This window comes from Streptomyces sp. NPDC002742, assembly GCF_042888885.1.
GTDB lineage: Bacteria > Actinomycetota > Actinomycetes > Streptomycetales > Streptomycetaceae > Streptomyces.
This window is the reverse complement of sequence record NZ_JBIAQF010000004.1, coordinates 195,764-217,122: the sequence shown is the minus strand read 5'-3', so window position 1 is coordinate 217,122 and position 21,359 is coordinate 195,764. Positions and strand designations below refer to the sequence as shown.

Below are 21,359 nucleotides of genomic sequence, written 5' to 3'. Positions count from 1 at the left end.
CCGGGACACCCCTCAGGAGTGGAATCAGCCCATGTCCCCAGCACCCGCCAGCGGTAGGCAACTGCTCACCGGCATCGAAACAGCAGGGACGCTCCCGGTCGAATACCGGTTCGCCCACGGCCAGAAGGGCAACCGGCACCTGGTCGTCGTCTTCGCCAACTTCTCCGCACCGTCCGACTACGGCTGGTCCAACGGCGTGTTCGACAAGCTGCGCGCGAACATCCTGTGGATTCGGGACCGTTTCGAGGGAAACCAGAGCTACTACCTCTGCAAGGAGATGGACTTCGCTCTGGAGCAGTCCGTCGTCACGCTCATCTCGAAGGTGATGAAAGCCCTTGACCTCACCACGGACTCCGTGACGCTGTGGGGCGGTTCGAAGGGCGGCAGTGCCGCTCTCTACTTCGGTCTCAAGTACGGCTTCCGGAACATCGTCGCCATCGTGCCCCAGTTCGCGATAGGCACGTACGTGAAGAACGAGCGTCCCGGTACCGCCCGGTTCATGCTCGGTGAGGGTGTGCCGGAGGAGAACGTGCGGATCGTGGACTCCCTCGTACCCGACCTGGTGCGCTCCGGCGCCAACCGCACCGCCAACATCTACGTGCTCTCCTCGCCCCAGGATGACCAGTATCCGGTCCAGGTCGAGCCCTTCCTCGGCTTGTTCCAGCACTACGAGAACTTCAACTTCGTCCTCAGCGACTCGCCGCACATCGCCGACCACATCCAGGTCACGGGACGCAACGTCCCCATGCTGATGGGACTCCTCAACTTTCTGATCGACGGCATCGCGCCACGGCTGGGTTCCGTGCGCAACGGGTTCGAGGAGCCGGACCGCGACCGGTCCGCCATCGACTCCTACCTGACCGCCACGGCCATCATGCGCGGCGCCGAGTTCCCGCCCCCGGCGGTCATGGCACCCGGGCCGCGGACCCCGGTGCGCAGGGACGCCGTCCGGTTCGAGGGCCGTGCTCCGGGAGCCGTACGCGTGGTCCTATGGGAACAGGGCAAATATCTCGGTCGGACCGATGTGGCCGCCGACGGCACCTGGTCCTGGGAGCTGGGCACGGCCTGGAACAAGGGCGAACACCGGGTGAAGCTGTACGGCGTGGACGCGGCGGGCTTCCAGTCCCGTCGCACCGAGCTCCGCTTCACGGCGGTGGACGGCACCCGGGCGAACTCCGTGACCCCGGCCACGCCCCCGGCGCGGGACGGCGGTGCGATGCTGTCGACGGTCAGGCCGGGCGCCACCGCCCCCGTGGTGCTGGAACCCGTCGCGCACGAACAGGTCCTGGACCCGCGGATCGTCTTCACCGGCTCCGCGGGCGGCTTCGCCCAGGTCGGCTTCCGCGAGAACGGGAAGCTGCTGGGCCGTACAGCGGTCGCCCCGGACGGCCGTTGGTCATGGGAGTCGGGCTGGCAGTGGAGCGTGGGCACGCACGTCCTCGACGTCTTTGCCGTGAACGCCTCGGGCGCCGAGTTCCCGGCGCCCAGGCTCCCCTTCACCGTGATGCACGCCATGGCCGCGACGGCCCCCGCCGCGTACCGAGGTGGCACTTCCTGAGACAGCGGCACTTTCCTAGGGGCCGTGCAGACGACAAGGGGGGCCTCCCCGGTGTTCCGGGAGGCCCCCCTTCAGCCGTAGGCCGTTACGCCGGAACCGAAGCCAACCCCGGCTCCAGGAACCGCTTCCCGGTCACCCGCTCGGAGACGCCCTCGCGGTCCAGGTACGGCGTGATGCCGCCCAGGTGGAAGGGCCAGCCCGCGCCGGTGATCAGGCAGAGGTCGATGTCCTGGGCCTCGGCGACGACGCCCTCGTCGAGCATGAGCCCGATCTCCTGGGCGACCGCGTCGAGGACCCGGGCGCGTACCTGCTCCTCCGTCAGGACGACGTCGCCCTGCTTGAGGAGCGCGGCGACCTCGGGGTCCAGCTCCGGCTTGAAGCCGTTCTCGGCGGAGTAGACGTAGAAGCCGCGCTTGCCGGCCTTGACGACGGCCGCGAGGTTCGGGGAGACCGTGAAGCGGTCCGGGAAGGCCCGGTTGAGGGTCTCCGAGACGTGCAGACCGATCGCGGGACCGACCAGTTCGAGCAGGACCAGCGGGGACATCGGCAGGCCGAGCGGCTCGATGGCCTTCTCGGCGACCTCGACCGAGGTGCCCTCGTCGATGACGTTCTGGATCTCGCCCATGAAGCGGGTCAGGATGCGGTTCACGACGAACGCCGGGGCGTCCTTGGTGAGGACCGCGGTCTTCTTCAGCTTCTTGGCGACGGCGAACGCCGTGGCCAGCGAGGCGTCGTCCGTCTGCTCGCCGCGCACGATCTCCAGGAGCGGGAGGATCGCGACCGGGTTGAAGAAGTGGAAGCCGACGACCCGCTCGGGGTTCTTCAGCTTCGACGCCATCTCCGACACGGAGAGGGACGAGGTGTTGGTCGCGAGGATCGCGTGCGCCGGGGCGACCGCCTCGACCTCCGCGAACACCTGCTGCTTGACGCCGATCTCCTCGAAGACGGCCTCGATGATGAAGTCGGCGTCGGAGAAGCCCTCGGCCTTGTCCAGCACACCGGAGACCAGGGCCTTCAGGCGGTTGGCCTTGTCCTTGTTGACACGGCCCTTGAGCAGCAGCTTGTCGATCTCGGCGTGGACGTAGCCCACACCCTTGTCGACGCGCTCCTGGTCGATGTCGGTCAGTACGACCGGCACCTCGAGGCGGCGCAGGAAGAGCAGGGCGAGCTGCGAGGCCATCAGGCCCGCGCCCACGACGCCCACCTTGGTGACCGGACGCGCCAGCGACTTGTCCGGCGCACCCGCGGGACGCTTGCCGCGCTTCTGGACCAGGTTGAAGGCGTAGATGCCGGAGCGCAGTTCGCCACCCATGATCAGGTCGGCGAGCGCAACGTCCTCGGCGTCGTAGCCCTTCTGCAGGTCGCCGTCCTTGGCCGCGGCGATGATGTCCAGCGCGCGGTAGGCGGCCGGGGCGGCCCCGTGCACCTTGCTGTCGGCGATGGACCGGCCGCGCTCGACGGCCTGGTCCCAGGCCTCGCCGCGGTCGATCGCGGGGCGCTCGACGGCGATCTCGCCCTTGAGGACGGCGGCCGTCCACAGCAGCGACTGCTCCAGGAAGTCCGCGCCCTCGAACAGCGCGTCGGCGATGCCGAGGTCGTAGACCTGCCCGCCCTTGAGCTGCTTGTTCTGGTTGAGCGAGTTCTCGATGATGACCGAGACGGCCTTGTCGGCGCCGATCAGGTTCGGCAGGATCGTGCAGCCGCCCCAGCCGGGGACCAGACCGAGGAAGACCTCGGGCAGCGAGAAGGCCGGCAGGGCCGCGGAGACGGTCCGGTACGAGCAGTGCAGACCGACCTCGACGCCACCGCCCATCGCCGCGCCGTTGTAGTACGCGAAGGTCGGGACCGCGAGGCCCGACAGGCGCTTGAAGACCTCGTGGCCGCCCTTGCCGATGGCGAGCGCGTCCTCGTGCCGCTTGAGCAGCTCGACGCCCTTGAGGTCGGCGCCGACCGCGAAGATGAACGGCTTGCCGGTGACGCCGATACCGACGATCTCGCCGGCCGCGGCCTCCTTCTCGACCTGGTCGACGGCGGTGTTCAGGTTCGCCAGCGACGCGGGGCCGAAGGTGGTCGGCTTGGTGTGGTCGAAGCCGTTGTCGAGCGTGATGAGGGCGAAACGGCCCGCACCGAACGGCAGGTCGAGGTGGCGTACGTGCGCGGACGTCACGACCTCGTCGGGGAACAGCTCGGCTGCGCCCTTCAGGAGTTCAGCGGTGGTCACTTGTCGCCTCCGGCGTCCTTGTGGTGCGGGTTCTCCCAGATGACCGTGGCGCCCATGCCGAAGCCGACGCACATGGTGGTGAGGCCGTAGCGGACCTCCGGCTGCTCCTCGAACTGGCGGGCCAGCTGCGTCATCAGACGGACGCCGGAGGAGGCGAGGGGGTGGCCGTAGGCGATCGCGCCGCCGTACTGGTTGACGCGCGCGTCGTCGTCGGCGATGCCGTAGTGCTCCAGGAAGGCGAGCACCTGGACGGCGAAGGCCTCGTTGATCTCGAAGAGGTTGATGTCCTCGATCGACAGACCGGCCTTGGCGAGGGCCTTCTCGGTGGCCGGGATCGGGCCGTAGCCCATGACCTCCGGCTCGACGCCCGCGAAGGCGTACGAGACCAGGCGCATCTTGACCGGCAGGTTGTTCTCGCGGGCGAAGTCCTCGGACGCGAGGATCGACGCGGTCGCGCCGTCGTTCAGACCGGCCGCGTTACCGGCGGTGACCCGGCCGTGGACGCGGAACGGGGTCTTCAGGCCGGACAGGTTCTCCAGCGTGGTGCCCGGACGCATCGGCTCGTCGGCGGTGACCAGGCCCCAGCCCGTCTCACCGGCCTGCGCGTTGGTGTTGCGCACGGAGACGGGGACCAGGTCCTGCTGGATCTTGCCGTTGGCGTACGCCTTGGCGGCCTTCTCCTGCGAGCGCACGGCGTACTCGTCGGCGCGCAGCTTGGTGATCGTGGGGTAGCGGTCGTGCAGGTTCTCGGCGGTCATACCCATGAACAGGGCCGACTCGTCCACCAGCTTCTCGCTGACGAACCGCGGGTTCGGGTCCACGCCCTCGCCCATGGGGTGGCGCCCCATGTGCTCGACACCACCGGCGATGACGGCGTCGTACGCGCCGAACGCGATGGAGCCCGCGGTGGCGGTGACGGCCGTCAGGGCGCCGGCGCACATGCGGTCGATGGAGTAGCCGGGGACCGACTGGGGGAGCCCGGCGAGGATGCCGGCCGTGCGGCCCAGGGTCAGACCCTGGTCACCGATCTGCGTGGTCGCCGCGATGGCGACCTCGTCGATCTTCTTGGGGTCAAGACCGGGGTTGCGGCGCAGCAGCTCCCGGATGGCCTTCACGACGAGGTCGTCGGCGCGGGTCTCGTGGTAGATGCCCTTCGGGCCCGCCTTGCCGAACGGGGTGCGGACGCCGTCTACGAAGACGACGTCCCTGACGGTACGAGGCACGATGGCTCTCCTCCAGATGCGGGATGGCACTGCTGCGCGGACACACGCCTGAGCGCGCGCTCAGCACCCATGCTACTTACGAGTAACCAACCTGCCCAGTCCCGAGGCCGGGAGCGGCGAACGTCACATCCGGATGGCCTCGGGGTCCCCGGCCGGTCCGCGGGGCGCGCACAGGTGTCCGGCGCCGGCGCGCGGCCCGGGGCACGCCGTGTCGGGGGTCGCGTACGGGGAGGCGTGTGTTGCGGGGCCGCGGCGTACGGGTCCGTGCGCGGTCCGGGTACGGGTCCGCGCACGGATGTGCGAACGGCCGCCGGGCCTGGCGCCACGGCGTTTCGCGGTCGCTGATGTCCGGGGAACCGGGCGGCCGGCCCGGCGGCCCAGGATCTTGGCGTGATCTCGTCGTCCGTTCGACGGGTCGGTTCCGCTTCGGTGACCCGTTCGGCGTAGCCCGAGCAGACGGAGCGCCCGGAACACGCCGACGGGGGTGGTCGAACGGCGGTCGTTCTAGACGGTTTTCAGGGACAGCGCGGTCACGAGTTCCGGCGTGACCAGTTCGACCTGCCAGGGCCGCGCCCCGCAGGCGGCCAGCGCGGCGCCCACCGACTCCGTGTCCGGTGTCGTCGGCGGTTCCCAGCACACGCGCCGCACGGTGTCCGGGGTGATCAGGTTCTCCTGCGGCATGTTCAACCGCTCGGCCAGCGCCGATACGGCGGCCCGCGCGGCGGAGAGCCGGGCGGCGGCGGCCGGGTCCTTGTCGGCCCAGGCCCGCGGCGGGGGAGGGCCGGTCACCGGCTGTCCGGGCTGCGGCAGCTCGGTGTCCGGCAGCGCCTTCGCCCGGTCGACCGCGGCCTGCCACTGCTCGAGCTGGCGCCGGCCCATGCGGTGCCCGAAGCCGTTCAGGGCCGACAGGGCGTGCAGGTTGGCGGGCACGGCCAGCGCCGCCTCGACGATCGCCGCGTCCCCGAGCACCTTGCCCGGCGAGATGTCACGGCGCTGCGCGACGCGGTCCCGGGTCTCCCACAGCTCCCGGACGACGGCCATCTGCCGGCGGCGGCGGACCTTGTGCATCCCGGACGTACGGCGCCAGGGGTCCTTGCGCGGCGGCGCGGGCTCGGCCTGCGCGATCGCGTCGAACTCCTGCCGGGCCCACTCCAGCTTGCCCTGCCGGTCGAGTTCCTTCTCCAGGGCGTCGCGCAGGTCGACGAGGAGCTCCACGTCGAGCGCGGCGTAGCGCAGCCAGGGCTCGGGCAGCGGGCGCGTCGACCAGTCGACGGCGGAGTGCCCCTTCTCCAGGACGAAGCCGAGGACGCCCTCGACCATCGCGCCGAGGCCCACCCGGGGGAACCCGGCCAGGCGTCCGGCCAGCTCGGTGTCGAAGATGCCGGTGGGGATCATGCCTATCTCGCGGAGACAGGGCAGGTCCTGGGTGGCGGCGTGCAGGACCCATTCGGCCCCGGAGATCGCCTCGCCGAGTCCCGACAGGTCGGGACAGGCGACGGGGTCGATGAGCGCGCTGCCGGCGCCCTCCCGGCGCAGCTGCACCAGATAGGCGCGCTGGCCGTACCGGTATCCGGACGCGCGTTCGGCGTCGACGGCCACCGGGCCGGATCCGGCGGCGAAGGCGGCGATCACCTCGGCGAGCGAGGCATCGTCGGCGATCACGGGCGGAATGCCTTCTCGGGGCTCGAGCAAAGGGGTCGGCGCCGATTCGACGTCGTCCGGAGGGCCGCCTCCGGTGGTTCGCAGTGAGCTGTCTGCTGCGGTCTCTTGGGCGTCGGTCACCTGTCAAGAGTATCTGTGTATGGACAACGCCCGCCGACGGAACGTTCCGTCGACGGGCGTCTGATGGTCGTAAACCAGTCAGGTACGTGCAAGACCCGGTTCACGCACGGGGAGGCGGCCACAGGGCGGAGGAGGGGTGAGGGGCGGGCGGGGCGGTGTCGGGGGAGGGGGCGGTGGAGGGGTCAGTGGATGATTCCGGTCCGCAGGGCCACCGCGACCATTCCGGCGCGGTCGCCCGTGCCGAGCTTGCGCGCGATGCGGGCGAGGTGGCTCTTGACGGTCAGCGCGGACAGGCCCATGGAGACGCCGATGGCCTTGTTCGACTGGCCCTCCGCGACCAGTCGAAGGACCTCGACCTCGCGTCCGGACAGTTCGCGGTAGCCGCCCGGGTGGCTCGGGGCACCCGGGGGGCGGCGGTGCATGCGGGCGGCGGCCGAGCCGATGGGCGCGGCGCCGGGCCGGGTGGGGAGCCCGACGTTCGTACGGGTGCCGGTGACGACATAGCCCTTGACGCCGCCCGCGAGGGCGTTGCGCACGGCGCCGATGTCGTCGGCGGCGGAGAGGGCGAGGCCGTTGGGCCAGCCCGCGGCTCGGGTTTCGGAAAGGAGGGTGAGGCCGGAACCGTCCGGCAGGTGGACGTCGGCGACGCAGATGTCGCGCGGGTTGCCGATTCGGGGACGGGCCTCCGCGACGGACGACGCCTCGATGACGTCGCGCACTCCGAGCGCCCACAGATGGCGGGTGACGGTGGAGCGGACCCGGGGGTCGGCCACGACCACCATGGCGGTCGGCTTGTTCGGGCGGTAGGCGACCAGGCTTGCGGGCTGCTCGAGGAGAACGGACACCAGGCCTCCTGGGGTGCGGGACGGGACCGGCTCTGGGGGGGGCGAGCCAGGACGAACCGTGCTTTCAAGGTCACAGACGTCTTCGGCATCAAACCCATCGACCTTTAGAGAATGATCACGATGTGATGAGTAACAATCCGTGCAATTCGGACACGCGATCGATCATCCGAAGATCGAACCGAGTCGTTCCCACGTCGATACGCGGCCGAAAGTGGTCGTATCGACATTCGGCCGGTAAGGAAACGGAAAGGGCGCGCGCGTCGGCGCGCGCCCTTGCCGGGGTCAGCGGGACTGTGGTCCCCGGCGCTGCGGCAAGGTGACGACCGAGGCGTCGCCCGGGGTCACCGGCGGCAGTCCGGCGATCTGGCACAGCAGGTCGCACCAGCCCGCGAGGTGCGCGGCCGTGTCCGGAACGCCGCCGAGTCCCTCCCGGGGTGTCCACGACGCGCGGATCTCGATCTGCGAGGCGGCCGGGCGCTCCGCGAGCCCGCCGAAGTAGTGCGAGCTCGCGCGCGTGACCGTGCCGCTCGCCTCGCCGTACGAGAGACCGCGGGCCTGGAGCGAGCCGGTCAGCCATGACCAGCAGACCTCGGGGAGCAGCGGGTCGGCGGCCATCTCCGGCTCCAGCTCCGCGCGGACCAGCGTCACCAGACGGAAGGAGCCCTGCCACGCGTCGTGCCCGGCCGGGTCGTGCAGCAGCACGAGGCGGCCGTCGGCCAGATCCTCGTCGTCGGCGACGACCGCGGCCTCCAGCGCGTACGAGTACGGGGCCAGGCGCTGCGGTGGTCGCGTCGGGTCGATCTCGATGTCCGGCCGCAGCCGGGCGGCCTTCAGCGCGTCGACGGCCGCCCGGAAGGGCAACGGGGCCGTCTCCGCCGCATTCCTGTCCTCCTCCTTCTCCTTCGAGTCGTCCATTCCGCCAGCGCCGTCCGACAGTCGTCCCTGAGCCGCAGCCATGCCGGGAAGATTAAGGGGAACGGAGCCCGCGCGCAGGGAGAGACACCCGTGCGTGGGACCCCTGTCCGGATCATGCCGCGCGAACACCACTTCCGAGGGCGGGCCGTCCGCAGGTCCGGAGCCGGGCGGCGGGCGTACCGGAGCCCGGGACGGGGATGTCCGCGAGCCGTGCGAGACTTTGCGTCGTGAGCGCGAACCACAGCCCCGCCGGGCAGCAGCCGACAGCCACGTACGAGTCCGCCTTCCTCAAGGCGTGCAGGCGCGAGCCCGTGCCGCACACGCCTGTGTGGTTCATGCGGCAGGCCGGTCGCTCGCTGCCCGAGTACCTCAAGGTGCGCGAGGGCATTCCGATGCTGGAGTCCTGCACGCGGCCCGAGCTGGTCGCCGAGATCACCCTCCAGCCGGTGCGCCGGCACAACGTGGACGCGGCGGTCTACTACAGCGACATCGTCGTCCCGCTGAAGGCCATCGGCGTCGACCTGGACATCAAGCCGGGCGTCGGCCCGGTCGTCCAGAACCCGATCCGCACCCGCGCCGACCTGGCCCAGCTGCGCGATCTGACCCCCGAGGACGTCTGGTACGTCACCGAGGCGATCGGGCTCCTGACGGCCGAGCTCGGCGAGACCCCGCTCATCGGTTTCGCGGGCGCGCCTTTCACCCTCGCGAGCTACCTCGTGGAGGGCGGTCCGTCCAAGAACCACGAGCACACCAAGGCGCTCATGTACGGCGACCCGCAGCTGTGGGCCGACCTGCTCGACCGTCTCGCCGAGATCACCACCGCCTTCCTGAAGGTGCAGATCGAGGCCGGCGCGAGCGCCGTCCAGCTCTTCGACTCCTGGGTCGGCGCCCTGGCCCCCGCCGACTACCGACGCTCGGTGATGCCCGCGTCCACCAAGGTCTTCGACGCCGTCGCCTCGTACGGCGTGCCGCGCATCCACTTCGGCGTCGGCACCGGTGAACTGCTCGGCCTCATGGGCGAGGCCGGCGCGGACGTGGTCGGCGTCGACTGGCGCGTCCCGCTCGACGAGGCCGCCCGCCGCGTCGGCCCCGGCAAGGCGCTCCAGGGCAACCTCGACCCCGCCGTGCTCTTCTCGACCACCGAGGCCGTCGAGGCGAAGACCCGCGAGGTGCTCGACGCCGCCGCCGGTCTGGAGGGCCACGTCTTCAACCTCGGCCACGGCGTCCCGCCGAACATGGACCCGGACGCGCTGACCCGTCTGGTGGAGTACGTCCACACGCAGACGGCCCGCTAGGGGCGACAGCTCCCTCAGCCGTACGCGGATCGTCCGCCGGGTCGCCCGAGGGCGGCTCGTTCCGCGGGCGCGAGGCATCCCGTCCGGTTCACCAGCTGTGCCGCGCCTGTCTGCCGAACAGCAGGCGGCGCGGTTCCGGTGGCGGCGGGGTGCCCGGGCGCAGCGGCCAGGCCAGGAGCATGCCGGCCAGGAAGCCGACGACGTGCGCCGCGTAGGCCACCGTTCCCGCGGCGGGCACGGCGGCGCCGGACGAGTACGCCGCCTGGAGAACGAACCAGAAGCCCAGCACGAGCCACGCGGGCAGCCGGAGCGGCAGGAACACCAGGAAAGGGACGAGGACCCAGACCCTGGCCCTCGGATACAGCACCAGATACGCGCCGAGGACCCCGGCGATCGCCCCCGAGGCGCCGATCAGCGGGTCGCCCGAGTCCTCGTTGACCAGCGCGAAGCCGTACGCCGCCGCGAAACCGCAGACCACGTAGAACAGCGTGAAGCGCACATGTCCGAGCCGGTCCTCGATGTTGTTGCCGAAGATCAGCAGGAAGAGCATGTTGCCCAGCAGATGCAGCCAGCTCCCGTGCAGGAACATCGCCGTGAGCACCGACAGCGGCGGCGACTTGTCGTAGCCCGGCGGCCCCACCGCGCAACCCGAGCCGTGCGGCCCGCCGCCGACCTCGCCGGTCGGCACCAGCCGGGGCATCCGATGATGGATCAGTTCCCGTGGCACGGCCGCGTAATGGTCCATGAACGCGTGCAGATGGCACAGCTGCGACTGGGCGCTGTCCCCCGCCACCGATCCGGCCAGACCGGGGGTGTAGAGGAACACGAGCACATTGGCGGCGATCAGCGCGTACGTCACATAGGGCGTGCGCCGCACCGGGTTCACGTCATGGACGGGAATGACCACGAGGAAGTACTGCCCCCGATGCGCGGGGTGAATCCGCGCTCCACGGGGCCGGGCGTGGAGCGCGGCCTGCCCGGCGGCGGACACGGTTGCCCATCGAACACACTGAACACCTGTGCCCCCGCGGCCGTATGTCTCCTCAACCGCTCGCGCCGCGCCCAAGACGCGGCGCGGGTACGACGACGCGACGACGTGAAGACGTGAGGACACAGGCCATGAGCGACCGAGTTACTCCTCAGATGCATGCCCTGCCCGACGGCGAGGCGGAAATCGCCCTGGTGCTGCACCTCCCCTGGGAGGACGTCGCCGCGCTCGGCCAGGAGGCCGGGCGGCTCGCGGCCCGGATGCAGCGGCCCGTGACCCTGGACGAGGCGGTCAGCCATCGCCTGCGGTCCTCCCGGTCGGCGGCGCACGCGAAGCCGGCCCAGACCCCGCCCGCGGTCACGGCGGCGGCCTCGGTCTCCTCGCTGCCGCCCCGGCCGCCCGCCGAGCAGGCCCGGCAGGCGATAGACAGGATCAACGGGACTGCCGGGCACGAGTCCGCCTAGCCGAGCACGGGCCGCCGCGCGCCGGCGGCCGGGCTCCGCACCCGCCGGGCAGGGCGCCGACGGGCTTGCCCACGCCCGTCACCGGGCCCCCTGCCGCACCTTCGCCACCGCTTTGCGGGCCGCCACCAGGACGGGGTCCCAGACCGGGGAGAAGGGCGGCGCGTAGCCGAGATCCAGCATCGTCATCTGTTCCACCGTCATGCCCGCGGTCAGCGCCACCGCCGCGATGTCCACGCGCTTCGCCGCGCCCTCCCGTCCGACGATCTGCACGCCGAGCAGCCGCCCCGTGCGGCGCTCCGCGAGCATCTTCACCGTCATGAGGGCGGCGCCCGGGTAGTAGCCCGCGCGGCTCGTCGACTCGATGGTGACGGTCTCGAACCGCAGGCCCGCCCGGTGCGCGTCCTTCTCGCGCAGCCCGGTGCGGGCGATCTCCAGATCGCACACCTTGCTGACCGCCGTGCCGACGACACCGGGGAACGTGGCGTATCCGCCGGCCACGTTGGAGCCGATCACCTGCCCGTGCTTGTTCGCGTGGGTGCCCAGCGCGATGTGCCGCTCGCGCCCCGAGACCAGGTCGAGCACCTCGACGCAGTCGCCGCCCGCCCAGATGTTCTCGTGCCCGCGAACCCGCATGGCCAGGTCGGTGAGCAGCCCGCCGTGATCGCCGAGCGGCAGCCCCGCGGCGCGGGCGAGCGTCGTCTCGGGGCGTACGCCGATGCCGAGGACCACCACGTCCGCCGGGTACGTGGCGTCGTCCGTGACGACCGCGCGGACCCGCCCGTCGTCTCCGGTGAGGAACTCGGACACCTCGGCGTCGTCGACCATGGTGATCCCGAGGCCCTCCATGGCGGTGTGCACCAGGCGGCCCATGTCCGGGTCCAGCGTGGACATGGGTTCCTTGCCGCGGTTGACGACCGTCACCTCGTACCCGCGGTTGATGAGCGCCTCGGCCATCTCCACACCGATGTAGCCCGCGCCGACGACCACGGCGCGGCGGCCTCCGGTCACCGCCAGCGTGTCGAGCAGGGCCTGGCCGTCGTCCAGGGTCTGCACGCCGTGCACGCCCGGCGCGTCGGCGCCCGGCAGGTCGGGGCGGACCGGACGCGCGCCGGTCGCGATCACGAGTCTGTCGTACGGCGTCCACGCCTCGGCCCCGGTGCCGAGGTCCCGGGAGCGCACCCGGGCGCCCGCGACGTCGATCTCGGTGACCTCCGTACGCATCCGCAGGTCGATGGCGCGCTCACGGTGTTCCTCGGGGGTCCGCGCGATCAGCCGGTCGCGTCCGGGGACGTCGCCGCCCACCCAGTACGGGATGCCGCACGCCGAGTACGACGTGAAGTGGCCCCGCTCGAACGCCACGATCTCCAGCTCGTCCGGACCGCGCAGCCGGCGTGCCTGTGACGCGGCGGACATGCCCGCCGCGTCACCACCGATCACGACCAGTCGTTCCCGGGCCCCCTCCGTACCGCCCGTGCCATTTGTGCCGCCCGTACTGCCTGTGCCGTCCGTACCGCTCATGCTCATACGAACACGCTACGGGGGCACGGCACTTCAGTCCTCCTCGCCGCCTTCGGAGGACGCGCCGCGGGCGGGCGGTGCGGGCTTCGTCGCGGCGGTTCCCCCCGAAGCGGGGCCGGAAGCCGGGCCGGAGACGGGGTCGGCCGCAGGACCGGAAGCGGGGTCCGAAGCCGGGCGGGAGGCCGGAACCGGGGCCGCCGACGGACGTGCCGCCGGACCGCCGGACGCACCGGAAGCCATCTCCGGGGCCGGGCCGGGGGACACCGCGGGAGCCGGACCAGAAGCCGTCGCCGGGGCCGGGCCGCGGCGCAGCCGTGGGCGCACGCCCCGCGTCCACACCAGGGCGATCAGGGCGAGGACGGCCGCGAAGGGAAGCACCGCCCCGATCGCCAGGGCCAGCCAGCGCACGACGGTGACCAGCACGTTCCAGCCGCCGGAGAGCGCGTCCAGGAAGCCCGGGTCCGCGTCCTTCTTCGCGGCCTTCTTCACCGGGGTCTCGGACAACGAGAGCGTGATCGTGGCCAGGCTCGTACGGTCCTTCAGCGTCGCCTGCTGGGCGAGCAGCGCCTCCAGATCGGCCTCCCGGCTGCTCAACTCCCCTTCCAGGGCGACCACATCACTGAGCTTGGTCGCCTGGTCCATCAGTTCGCGGACCCGGGCCACGCTCGCGCGCTGCGACTTGACGCGGCTCTCCACGTCCACGACCTGATCGGTGACGTCCTGTGCCTTGGCCGTCCGCTCGACGACCTTGCCGGTGCCCTCCAGCTCGGCGAGCACCTGGTCGTACCGCTCGCTGGGCACCCGCAGGACGAGGCGGGTGCGCTCGTGACCCCGCCCGTCGCGGGTGGTGGTCTCGTCGCCGACGTAGCCGCCGGCGTTCTCGGCCGTGACGCGGGCGTCGTCCAGGGCCTTGGGCACCTCCTTGACCACGACGGTCAGCGAGGCGGTGCGGATGATGCTGTTCGCGGTCACCTTGGGCGGGGCGGCCTTGGAGCCGTTCGAACCGTCGCTCCCCGCGGCACCGGCCGCCGCCTTCTCGGCGCCGGAGCCGGTGTCGTTCGCGCTTCGTGCGTCCGGGGCGGCCGCCTTGTCGTCACTGGCGCTTCCCGTCTCGGCGGCACTGCATCCCGTCAGCGCGAGCGCGGCGACGAGGAACGTCCCCGTCAGGACCCGGGCCGTGCGGGCCGTGCGGACCGTGCGGACCGGACGTACGGGCGACGTGGGTGAGAGGGACGGGACAGGTGGCACGGATCGTGCCGGACGTCCGGCACTGCGTTCTCGTTCGAGCATGCGGGTCTACCCCCCAGGGTGGTGACGACTGACGGTTCTTCGACGCCGGACGGGTGCTGGACGTTGGCGGGATCCGGTCCCGATGCGGTCACGTTCCGGACTCGCGCGGGACACCGGGCTCCCTGCCCAAGGCGCCGGTCCGGTTTGAGAGGGTGGAGTCATGCGCGAAGAGGACACTCGTACCCGTTCGGAACACGTCGTGGTCGTCGGCGGAGGGATCGCGGGGCTGGCCGCCGCCCACCGCCTGCTGGGGCGGGGCGCGCGCGTCACCGTCCTGGAGGCGTCGGACCGCCTCGGCGGCAAGCTGCTGGCCGGGGAGATCGCGGGCACGCGCGTGGACCTCGGTGCCGAGTCGATGCTGGCGCGCCGCCCGGAGGCCGTGGACCTCGCCCACGAGGCCGGACTCGGCGACCGCCTTCAGCCGCCCGCCACCGCGACGGCCTTCCTGTGGACCCGTGGAGAGCTGCGCCCCATGCCCAAGGGCCATGTCATGGGTGTCCCCGGCAGCGCGTCAGCCCTTACGGGAGTCCTCTCCGAAGAGGGCCTGCGCCGCGTCGAGCGCGACGCCGACCTGCCCCGCACGGAGGTGGGCGAGGACATCGCCGTGGGCGAGTACGTGGCGGCACGCCTCGGCCGCGAGGTGGTCGACCGCCTTGTCGAACCGCTCCTCGGCGGCGTGTACGCGGGTGACGCCTACCGCCTCTCCCTGCGTCTCGCCGTCCCCCAGCTCTACGCCGCCGCCCGCACGCACACGTCCCTGACCGAGGCCGTCCGCGAGATCCAGGCCAAGGCGGCCGCCGCCGGGCAGACCGGCCCTGTGTTCATGGGGATCGACGGCGGAGTGGGCCGACTGCCGCTCGCCGTGGCCGAGTCGGTGACGGCACGCGGAGGCGAGATCCTCACCCGGATGCCGGTGACCGAACTGCGCAGGACGGCGGAGGCCGGGCCCGGCACCGGTGGGGGGCCCGGCGCGACCTGGCGCGTCGTCGCCGGAGGCCGGGTCCTGCACGCCGACGCGGTCGTCCTCGCGCTGCCCGCCCCGGCCGCCGCCGCACTGCTGCGGGCCGAGGCGCCCGCCGCGGCGGCCGAGCTGGCCGCCGTGGAGTACGCCTCGATGGCCCTGGTGACGCTCGCCTACCGGAGTGACGGCATCACCCTCCCCGAAGGCAGCGGTTTTCTGGTGCCGCCGGTCGACGGCCGCACCATCAAGGCGTCCACGTTCGCCTCCCGCAAGTGGGGCTGGATCGCCGGCCAGGACCCCGGTCTGCTGGTGCTGCGCGCATCCGTCGGGCGGTACGGCGAGACCGAGGTGCTCGGCCGGCCCGACGCCGACCTCGTCCAGGTTTCCCGGGACGATCTGCGCGAGGCGACCGGCCTGGACGCCGAGCCGGTGGAGACCCGGGTGACGCGCTGGGACGACGGGCTGCCCCAGTACCCCGTCGGCCACCACGCGCGCGTGGCCCGCGTCCGCGAGCACGTCGGCAGGCTGCCGGGCCTCGCGGTCTGCGGCGCGGCGTACGACGGGGTCGGCATCCCCGCCTGCATCGCGTCCGCGTACGCCGCCGTCGACCGGCTCGAAGGCGACGCCCGCGCCCTGGACGCGCTGCGGGCCGACCCGGTGCAGAGCCTGCACGGCGGCGCGGGAGAATAGCCCCATGAGTGACGACGCCCCCACCACCGAGTCCGGCAGGGTCCCGAACAAGGGCAAGCTGGCCAAGGACCTCAACGAGACCATTCGCTACACCCTGTGGTCCGTCTTCCGGCTGAAGGACGTGCTGCCCGAGGACCGCACCGGTTACGCCGACGAGGTCCAGGAGCTGTTCGACCAGCTCGCCGCGAAGGACGTCACCGTCCGCGGCACGTACGACGTGTCGGGGCTGCGCGCCGACGCCGACCTCATGATCTGGTGGCACGCCGAGACCAGCGACCAGCTCCAGGAGGCGTACAACCTCTTCCGGCGCACCCGGCTGGGCCGCGCCCTGGAGCCGGTCTGGTCGAACATGGCGCTGCACCGGCCGGCCGAGTTCAACCGCTCGCACATCCCGGCGTTCCTCGCCGACGAGACGCCGCGCGACTATGTGAGCGTCTACCCCTTCGTGCGCTCCTACGACTGGTACCTGCTGCCCGACGAGGACCGCCGCCGCATGCTCGCCGACCACGGCAAGATGGCCCGCGGCTACCCCGACGTGCGCGCGAACACGGTCGCCTCGTTCTCCCTCGGCGACTACGAGTGGATGCTCGCCTTCGAGGCCGACGAGCTGTACCGCATCGTCGACCTCATGCGACACCTGCGTGCCTCCGAGGCCCGGATGCACGTGCGCGAAGAGGTCCCGTTCTACACCGGCCGCCGCAAGGACATCGCCGAACTGGTCGCCGGTCTCGCCTGACCGTCCCGGCGGAACGAGGCGGGCGCCCCCTCCGGGGACGCCCGCCTTCACGTTTCCGGGACGCGGGTCAGGGCGCCTTGCGGACGGACTTCGCGGTCCCGGACCGCGCACCGGTGTCCGGTACCTGCGGCGCCGGCTCCCGGTGCGGTGCGCACGCCGCGTTCCCGTCGGGGAGCCGGCCCTCCAGCAGGTAGGCGTCCAGATAGCCGTTGACGCACTTGTTGGGGCCGCCGGCGATCCCATGGGTACCGGCGCCGTTCTCGGTCACCAGCACCGAGCCCGACAGCCGCCGACGCAGTTCCTCGGCCCCCTCGTACGGCGTCGCCGCGTCCCGCTCGGCGGCCAGGATCAGCGTCGGGGGCAGCTCCCCGGGCAGCGTCCGTACGTCCAGCGGCTTCTGCCGGGGCGCGGGCCAGTACGCGCACGGCAGGTTCATCCACACGTTGTCCCAGGTCTCGAACGGCGCGACCCGCGCGAGACGGGTGTTGTCGCGGTCCCAGGTGCGCCAGTCGGTCGGCCAGGGCGCGTCGTTGCACTCCACGGCCGTGTAGACCGCGTTGCCGTTCTCCTGCTCGGCCGCCGCCTCCGGATGCGGTCCCGCCACCTGGATCAGCGGCTCGGGGTCACCCTTCAGATAGGCGGACAGCGCCAGCGCGCGCTGCGGCCAGTAGTCGTCGTAGTACCCGGCCTGCAGGAACGCGCCCTGCAGCTGCGCGGGTCCCACCTTGCCGCCCGCGGGCGAGACGGCGAGCCGGGTCCGCGCCTTCTCGTAGGAGCGCAGTACTTCCTCGGGCGTCCGGCCGAGCTTGTACACCTTGTCGTGCCGGGCCATCCACGCGCGGAAGTCCGCCCAGCGGACCTCGAACGCGGCCGACTGGTCGAGGTTGTTCTGGTACCAGACCTTCTCGGGGGCGGGGTTCACCGCGGAGTCGAAGACCATCCGGCGTACGTGCGAGGGGAACAGCGTCGCGTACAGGGAGCCGAAGTACGTTCCGTACGAGGCCCCCATGAAGGTCAGCTTCCGTTCCCCGAGCGCGGCGCGCAGCACGTCCAGGTCACGGGCGTTGTTGAGCGAGGTGTAGTGGCGCAGGGCGGGACCCGAGCGCTGGGCGCACCCGCGGGCGTAGGCCTTCGCCTCCGCGATCCGAGTCTTCTTGTACGACTCCGAGGGGACCGTCGGGGACTCCGGGTGCGCCTTCGGCGGATGCTTCGGGTCCCGGCAGGACAGCGGCGCGGAGCGGTCGACGCCGCGCGGGGCGTAGCCGACGAGATCGTAGGCGGCCCCGATCCGCTTCCACTCGGGGAGGATGCCGATCAGCGGGAAGTACATGCCCGAGGCGCCGGGACCGCCCGGGTTGTAGACGAGGGCGCCCTGACGAGGCACCTTGTGCTTCGAGTTGTGCGGGTCCTTGCCGGTGGCGTCGACGCGGCTGACGGTCAGTGTGATCCGCTTGCCGTCGGGGAGGGCGTAGTCGAGGGGCACCGTGACCGTGCCGCACTGGAGGCTGGCCGGCAGATGCTCCACCTTCGCGCACGTGCCGAAGTGGATCCCGGCTGCCGCGGCGCGCTGGGCGGCGACCGCGGTGCCGCGCGCCTCGGCGGAGCCGGCCGGGCCCGGCCAGGCCGGTGCGCCGCCCGCCGGGGCGGCGACGAGGCCGGTCAGCAGCAAGGACCCTGCGGTTCCGTGGAGGACAGCAGCTCTCATCGCGAATCCCTTCAGCGTGCGGCAGCGACAAAAGGGATGCTTCGTGCGGCAGTTGGCGAAGTAAAGCACCGACCGCCGGTGTCGGCGCCAATGACCCCGATGCGCCCCCTGGAGCGCCCCTCAGCCCCCTCGTGAGCCCCCTGCCGTCAGGCGTCGTGGCCGGTGCCGCGGTCCCGGTGTGCCAGGGCCGCCCGCACCTCCGGTTCGCCGATCGCGTGGATGCCGCGTACGGCGACGGAGGTGAGGTACGTACGGTCGTCGCCGGACGCGTCGGACTGCCGGGCCAGGTCGCCGAGCAGCCGCTGCCCGGCCGGGGAGGCCCAGCGGCTGTAGGGGTGCGCCTCGATCCGGGCGATGGCGAGACAGCTCACCGTCAGAATGAGCGGAAGCATGAACCAGACGGCCACCGGAACCTCGCTCCCGGGGGTCTGGGCCGGCAGCAGCAGGGCGGCGACGGCCAGCGCGAGGACCGCGGCCGCCGCGGCCTGGACCTGGCGGACGGCCCCCACGACGGTCGTGCGGGCGCCTTCGGGGACGGCGAGGCCGGCCGCGACCAGGTGGTCCGCGAGCCGGCGTACCGAATCGGCGGCGGCCGTGGTCGCCCGTACCGGTGCTATCCGGGACTGGCCCTCCAGGCCGATGGCTCCGATGACCGAGCGCTCCATGTCGTCGCGCCCGGGCGGCGCGGGTCGGCCGAGGCCGTACGGACGCGCGCGTCAGGAGGTCGCGGTCGGGTTGGGGCGTACGGCGGCCGGAGGCAGCGGGCAGCCGGAGGACGGGGTCACCGGGACCGGCGGTGACGGGGACCGGACGGAGCCGGGCGGCGCGCCGCAGCCGGCGTACCGGGTGGGGATCCGGTCGGCGCGCTTGTTCAGCGGCCCAGCAGCGCCCTGCGGGTTGCTCGGGCCAGCCGGGCCACGGGACGGCCCGACAGCGGGGCCGGACCTGATCGCTCCAGCCACCAGTCACGCAGCCGCCGTGTCTCCGCACCCTCCGGGAGTCCCGCGAGCAGGAGCTGTTCGGCGAAGTCCAGGGCGTCGCGCCGGTAGCCGCCGGTCATCGGCTGCCCCTGCGCGTACGCGAGGAACGCCGGCCGGTAGCCGTCCGCCAGGATCTCCGGCAGTTCCGGGGCCACCTTCGCCACGACGTCCGCCCGCTTGGCGGCGAGGGCGCGCGCCTGTATCCCGAGCCGGACCCGGTCGAAGCCCTCGGGCACAGGGGTCCCCGCGACGAGCGCGGACAACAGGGCGGCCTGCGCCAGCGCGAGCCGCTGTCGGGAGGCGTCTTCGGTACGGGTGCCTGAGCCGCTGTCGTTCTCCGCGCCGGCCGGGGCGGCGGGCCCGGCTCCGGCGTCGCCGGGTGTCCGGGGTGCCGCTGGAGTGACCGACGGGACCACCGCGGGGGTGACGAGCGGGGCGGCCGCGCCGGTGGGCGCCGAGGGGACGGCCGGGCTGCTCACCAGGGCGGTCGCGTCCCGGCCGGCCGCTCCGGCCGAGGCCCGCTCCAGCGTGCCCCGGATCGTGGTCAGCTCCCGCTCCAGTTCTGCCGGTTCGGGGAAGTTCTCGTCCCGTTCGAGGAGGACCCCCGGCGGGGTCACCCGGGACGCGAGGTCGGCGAGGATGTCGAGAACGGGCCGCGGGACGGGATGGGCGTGGCTGTCGTGCCAGACGCCGTCCCGTTCGAACCCGCCGGCGACGTGCACGTAGGCGATGGCCTCGACGGGCAGTTCGTCGAGCGCCTTGGCGGGGTCCTCGCCGCGGTTGACGTGGTTCGTGTGGAGGTTGGCCACGTCGATGAGCAGCCGGACGCCGGTGCGGTCGACCAGGTCGTACAGGAACTGCCCCTCGGTCATCTCCTCGCCGGGCCAGGAGATCAGTGCGGCGATGTTCTCCACCGCGAGGGGAACGGGCAGCGCGGCCTGAGCCGCGCGGATGTTCGCGCACAGGACGTCCAGAGCGTCCCGGGTGCGCGGCACGGGCAGCAGGTGTCCGGCCTCCAGCAGCGGTGACGCGGTGAGCGGGCCGCCCGCCCGGACGAACGCGATGTGTTCGGTGACGAGCGGGGAACCCAGCGCCTCGGCGCGTTCGGCGAGTGCGGCGAGCCGGGCCTCGTCGGGCCGGTCGGCGCCCCCGAGACCCAGCGACACCCCGTGCGGCACCACCGTGACACCCCGCTCGCGCAGCCGCAGCAGCGACTCGGGGACATGGCCGGGACACACGTTCTCCGCCACGGCCTCGACCCAGTCGACGCCGGGCATGCGCTCCACGGCCTCGGCGATCTCCGGCCGCCACCCGATTCCCGTACCCAGCCGCATCTGCTGCCGCATGTCCCCTCCTCCATCACGGCCTCGACCGGGCCTGCTTGCGTGTCGTTCCCCCACGACGGCCCGTGTTCCGGCGTGACGGAGTCATGGCCCCGGGAACGTGGACCGAACCCACCGGGGCGGACGTTCAGAGCAACATTTGAGGTTCCGCGCCCGCTACCGGAGCACGTTGTCCGGGTCCGACGGTTCGGGCCTCGCGGTGTTCACCTCGCCGGGCCCAGGGTGGCTAGCGTGTCGACGGCCGGAGGTCCGGGTCGCGGCCCAGGAGCCGCAGTGCCTCGGTCAGCGGATCCGACCCGGAGGAAACCTCCAGCGCGGACGCGAACGCGAAGCCGGCTCCCCTGCGTTCGGGGTCCGCCGGGACGCGGCGGGCGATGACCACCGCCGCTTCGAGCGCGAAGGCGGGTAGTTCGAGTGCGACGCCGAGAGACACGGCCACGTCCCAGGCGTGCACCACGTAGTCGATGAAGTGAAAACCCACGGCGACGCGACCGGGGAACGAGCTCCCGAATTCCGGCAGGTCGAACTCCCGCTCCGTGACGCCCGGTTCGGCGAAGGCGGTGAGCACCGCCGTCACCGAGGCCCGGTATGCCTGCCCGGGGTCGCTCCGGTGCGCCGCCGGTTCCCGCCAGTGCGCGGCCTCCCGGCCCGCGCCGCGTGCCGCGGCCGCGAACCCGTGGTGCTGAGCGGTCATGTGCGCCACCAGCCGCCGCAGTGTCCACCCGGCACAGGGTGTGTCCCGGTCCCAGTCGGCCGGCCGCGCGGCGGCGACGACCCTGAGTGATTCCCGTACGGCGATCCGGTCGAGCCCGACGATGTCCGCTCCGCTGATGCTCATGGGCGAT

At 72.3% G+C, this 21,359-nt stretch carries 16 protein-coding genes and 1 pseudogene; 5 read left to right on the top strand and 12 right to left on the bottom strand.

The genetic code is table 11. The features are described 5' to 3' along the window. Positions 1 to 31: 31 nt before the first annotated feature. A complete protein-coding gene (locus tag ACFYW8_RS08435; RefSeq protein ID WP_389069217.1) occupies positions 32 to 1,558 on the top strand; it encodes a hypothetical protein in 1,527 nt (508 codons plus the stop codon). Positions 1,559 to 1,643: 85 nt separating this feature from the next. Here the strand turns inward: ACFYW8_RS08435 and ACFYW8_RS08430 are convergent, their stop codons facing one another. The 5 genes from ACFYW8_RS08430 to ACFYW8_RS08410 all read right to left on the bottom strand — a co-directional run bounded on the left by ACFYW8_RS08430 (position 1,644) and on the right by ACFYW8_RS08410 (position 8,586). Further along, positions 1,644 to 3,779 carry a 3-hydroxyacyl-CoA dehydrogenase NAD-binding domain-containing protein gene (locus ACFYW8_RS08430; protein ID WP_389069215.1) on the bottom strand — a complete coding sequence of 712 codons (2,136 nt, stop codon included), beginning with the start codon at positions 3,777 to 3,779 and terminating at the stop codon, positions 1,644 to 1,646. Continuing rightward, positions 3,776 to 5,002: a thiolase family protein gene (locus tag ACFYW8_RS08425; RefSeq protein ID WP_389069213.1), complete on the bottom strand. Its 1,227-nt coding sequence runs from the start codon at positions 5,000 to 5,002 to the stop codon at positions 3,776 to 3,778. The genes ACFYW8_RS08430 and ACFYW8_RS08425 overlap by 4 nt, the downstream gene beginning before the upstream one ends. Before the next feature lie 504 nt (positions 5,003 to 5,506). Further along, a complete protein-coding gene (locus tag ACFYW8_RS08420; RefSeq protein WP_365868775.1) occupies positions 5,507 to 6,784 on the bottom strand; it encodes a ribonuclease D in 1,278 nt (425 codons plus the stop codon). Positions 6,785 to 6,966: 182 nt separating this feature from the next. Further along, on the bottom strand, positions 6,967 to 7,629 hold the full coding sequence (locus ACFYW8_RS08415) for a response regulator transcription factor (protein ID WP_019073943.1): 663 nt from the start codon (positions 7,627 to 7,629) through the stop codon (positions 6,967 to 6,969). 282 nt (positions 7,630 to 7,911) lie between these two features. Next, a complete protein-coding gene (locus ACFYW8_RS08410; RefSeq protein WP_365868773.1) occupies positions 7,912 to 8,586 on the bottom strand; it encodes a DUF3000 domain-containing protein in 675 nt (224 codons plus the stop codon). Between the two features lie 185 nt (positions 8,587 to 8,771). Between ACFYW8_RS08410 and hemE the strand changes: the two genes are divergently transcribed. Then, the gene (hemE, locus tag ACFYW8_RS08405) at positions 8,772 to 9,839 is read left to right on the top strand and encodes a uroporphyrinogen decarboxylase (RefSeq protein WP_365868771.1); all 1,068 of its coding nucleotides are present in this window, start codon (positions 8,772 to 8,774) and stop codon (positions 9,837 to 9,839) included. Positions 9,840 to 9,927: 88 nt separating this feature from the next. Here hemE and ACFYW8_RS08400 read toward each other — a convergent pair whose 3' ends face one another. Continuing rightward, the gene (locus ACFYW8_RS08400; protein WP_389069628.1) at positions 9,928 to 10,746 is read right to left on the bottom strand and encodes a rhomboid family intramembrane serine protease; all 819 of its coding nucleotides are present in this window, start codon (positions 10,744 to 10,746) and stop codon (positions 9,928 to 9,930) included. A 212-nt stretch (positions 10,747 to 10,958) separates the two neighbouring features. Between ACFYW8_RS08400 and ACFYW8_RS08395 the strand changes: the two genes are divergently transcribed. Then, a complete protein-coding gene (locus tag ACFYW8_RS08395) occupies positions 10,959 to 11,291 on the top strand; it encodes a hypothetical protein (protein WP_365868769.1) in 333 nt (110 codons plus the stop codon). Between the two features lie 78 nt (positions 11,292 to 11,369). On the opposite strand, the gene ACFYW8_RS08390 is transcribed toward ACFYW8_RS08395, so the two are convergent. After that, a complete protein-coding gene (locus tag ACFYW8_RS08390) occupies positions 11,370 to 12,809 on the bottom strand; it encodes an FAD-dependent oxidoreductase (RefSeq protein WP_389069623.1) in 1,440 nt (479 codons plus the stop codon). Between the two features lie 33 nt (positions 12,810 to 12,842). After that, entirely contained in the window at positions 12,843 to 14,099 is a 1,257-nt protein-coding gene (locus tag ACFYW8_RS08385) for a DUF4349 domain-containing protein (RefSeq protein ID WP_389069205.1), read from the bottom strand. 160 nt (positions 14,100 to 14,259) lie between these two features. Between ACFYW8_RS08385 and hemG the strand changes: the two genes are divergently transcribed. Together hemG and hemQ are read left to right on the top strand one after the other, a co-directional pair. Then, on the top strand, positions 14,260 to 15,750 hold the full coding sequence (gene hemG / locus ACFYW8_RS08380; RefSeq protein WP_389069202.1) for a protoporphyrinogen oxidase: 1,491 nt from the start codon (positions 14,260 to 14,262) through the stop codon (positions 15,748 to 15,750). Positions 15,751 to 15,754: 4 nt separating this feature from the next. Next, positions 15,755 to 16,486: a hydrogen peroxide-dependent heme synthase gene (gene hemQ, locus ACFYW8_RS08375; RefSeq protein ID WP_365868765.1), complete on the top strand. Its 732-nt coding sequence runs from the start codon at positions 15,755 to 15,757 to the stop codon at positions 16,484 to 16,486. Positions 16,487 to 16,553: 67 nt separating this feature from the next. Here hemQ and ACFYW8_RS08370 read toward each other — a convergent pair whose 3' ends face one another. The 4 genes and pseudogenes from ACFYW8_RS08370 to ACFYW8_RS08355 all read right to left on the bottom strand — a co-directional run bounded on the left by ACFYW8_RS08370 (position 16,554) and on the right by ACFYW8_RS08355 (position 21,352). After that, positions 16,554 to 18,191 (bottom strand): alpha/beta hydrolase, encoded by a 1,638-nt coding sequence (locus ACFYW8_RS08370; protein WP_389069199.1) that lies wholly within the window; start codon positions 18,189 to 18,191, stop codon positions 16,554 to 16,556. Between the two features lie 146 nt (positions 18,192 to 18,337). After that, positions 18,338 to 18,874 (bottom strand): annotated as a pseudogene (locus tag ACFYW8_RS08365) (TIGR04222 domain-containing membrane protein); the annotation flags it as partial. 188 nt (positions 18,875 to 19,062) lie between these two features. Next, positions 19,063 to 20,517 (bottom strand): DUF692 domain-containing protein, encoded by a 1,455-nt coding sequence (locus ACFYW8_RS08360; protein ID WP_389069196.1) that lies wholly within the window; start codon positions 20,515 to 20,517, stop codon positions 19,063 to 19,065. A 223-nt stretch (positions 20,518 to 20,740) separates the two neighbouring features. Next, complete coding sequence (locus ACFYW8_RS08355) at positions 20,741 to 21,352, bottom strand: TIGR03086 family metal-binding protein (protein ID WP_389069194.1); 612 nt, start codon at positions 21,350 to 21,352, stop codon at positions 20,741 to 20,743. Between the last annotated feature and the right edge of the window lie 7 nt (positions 21,353 to 21,359).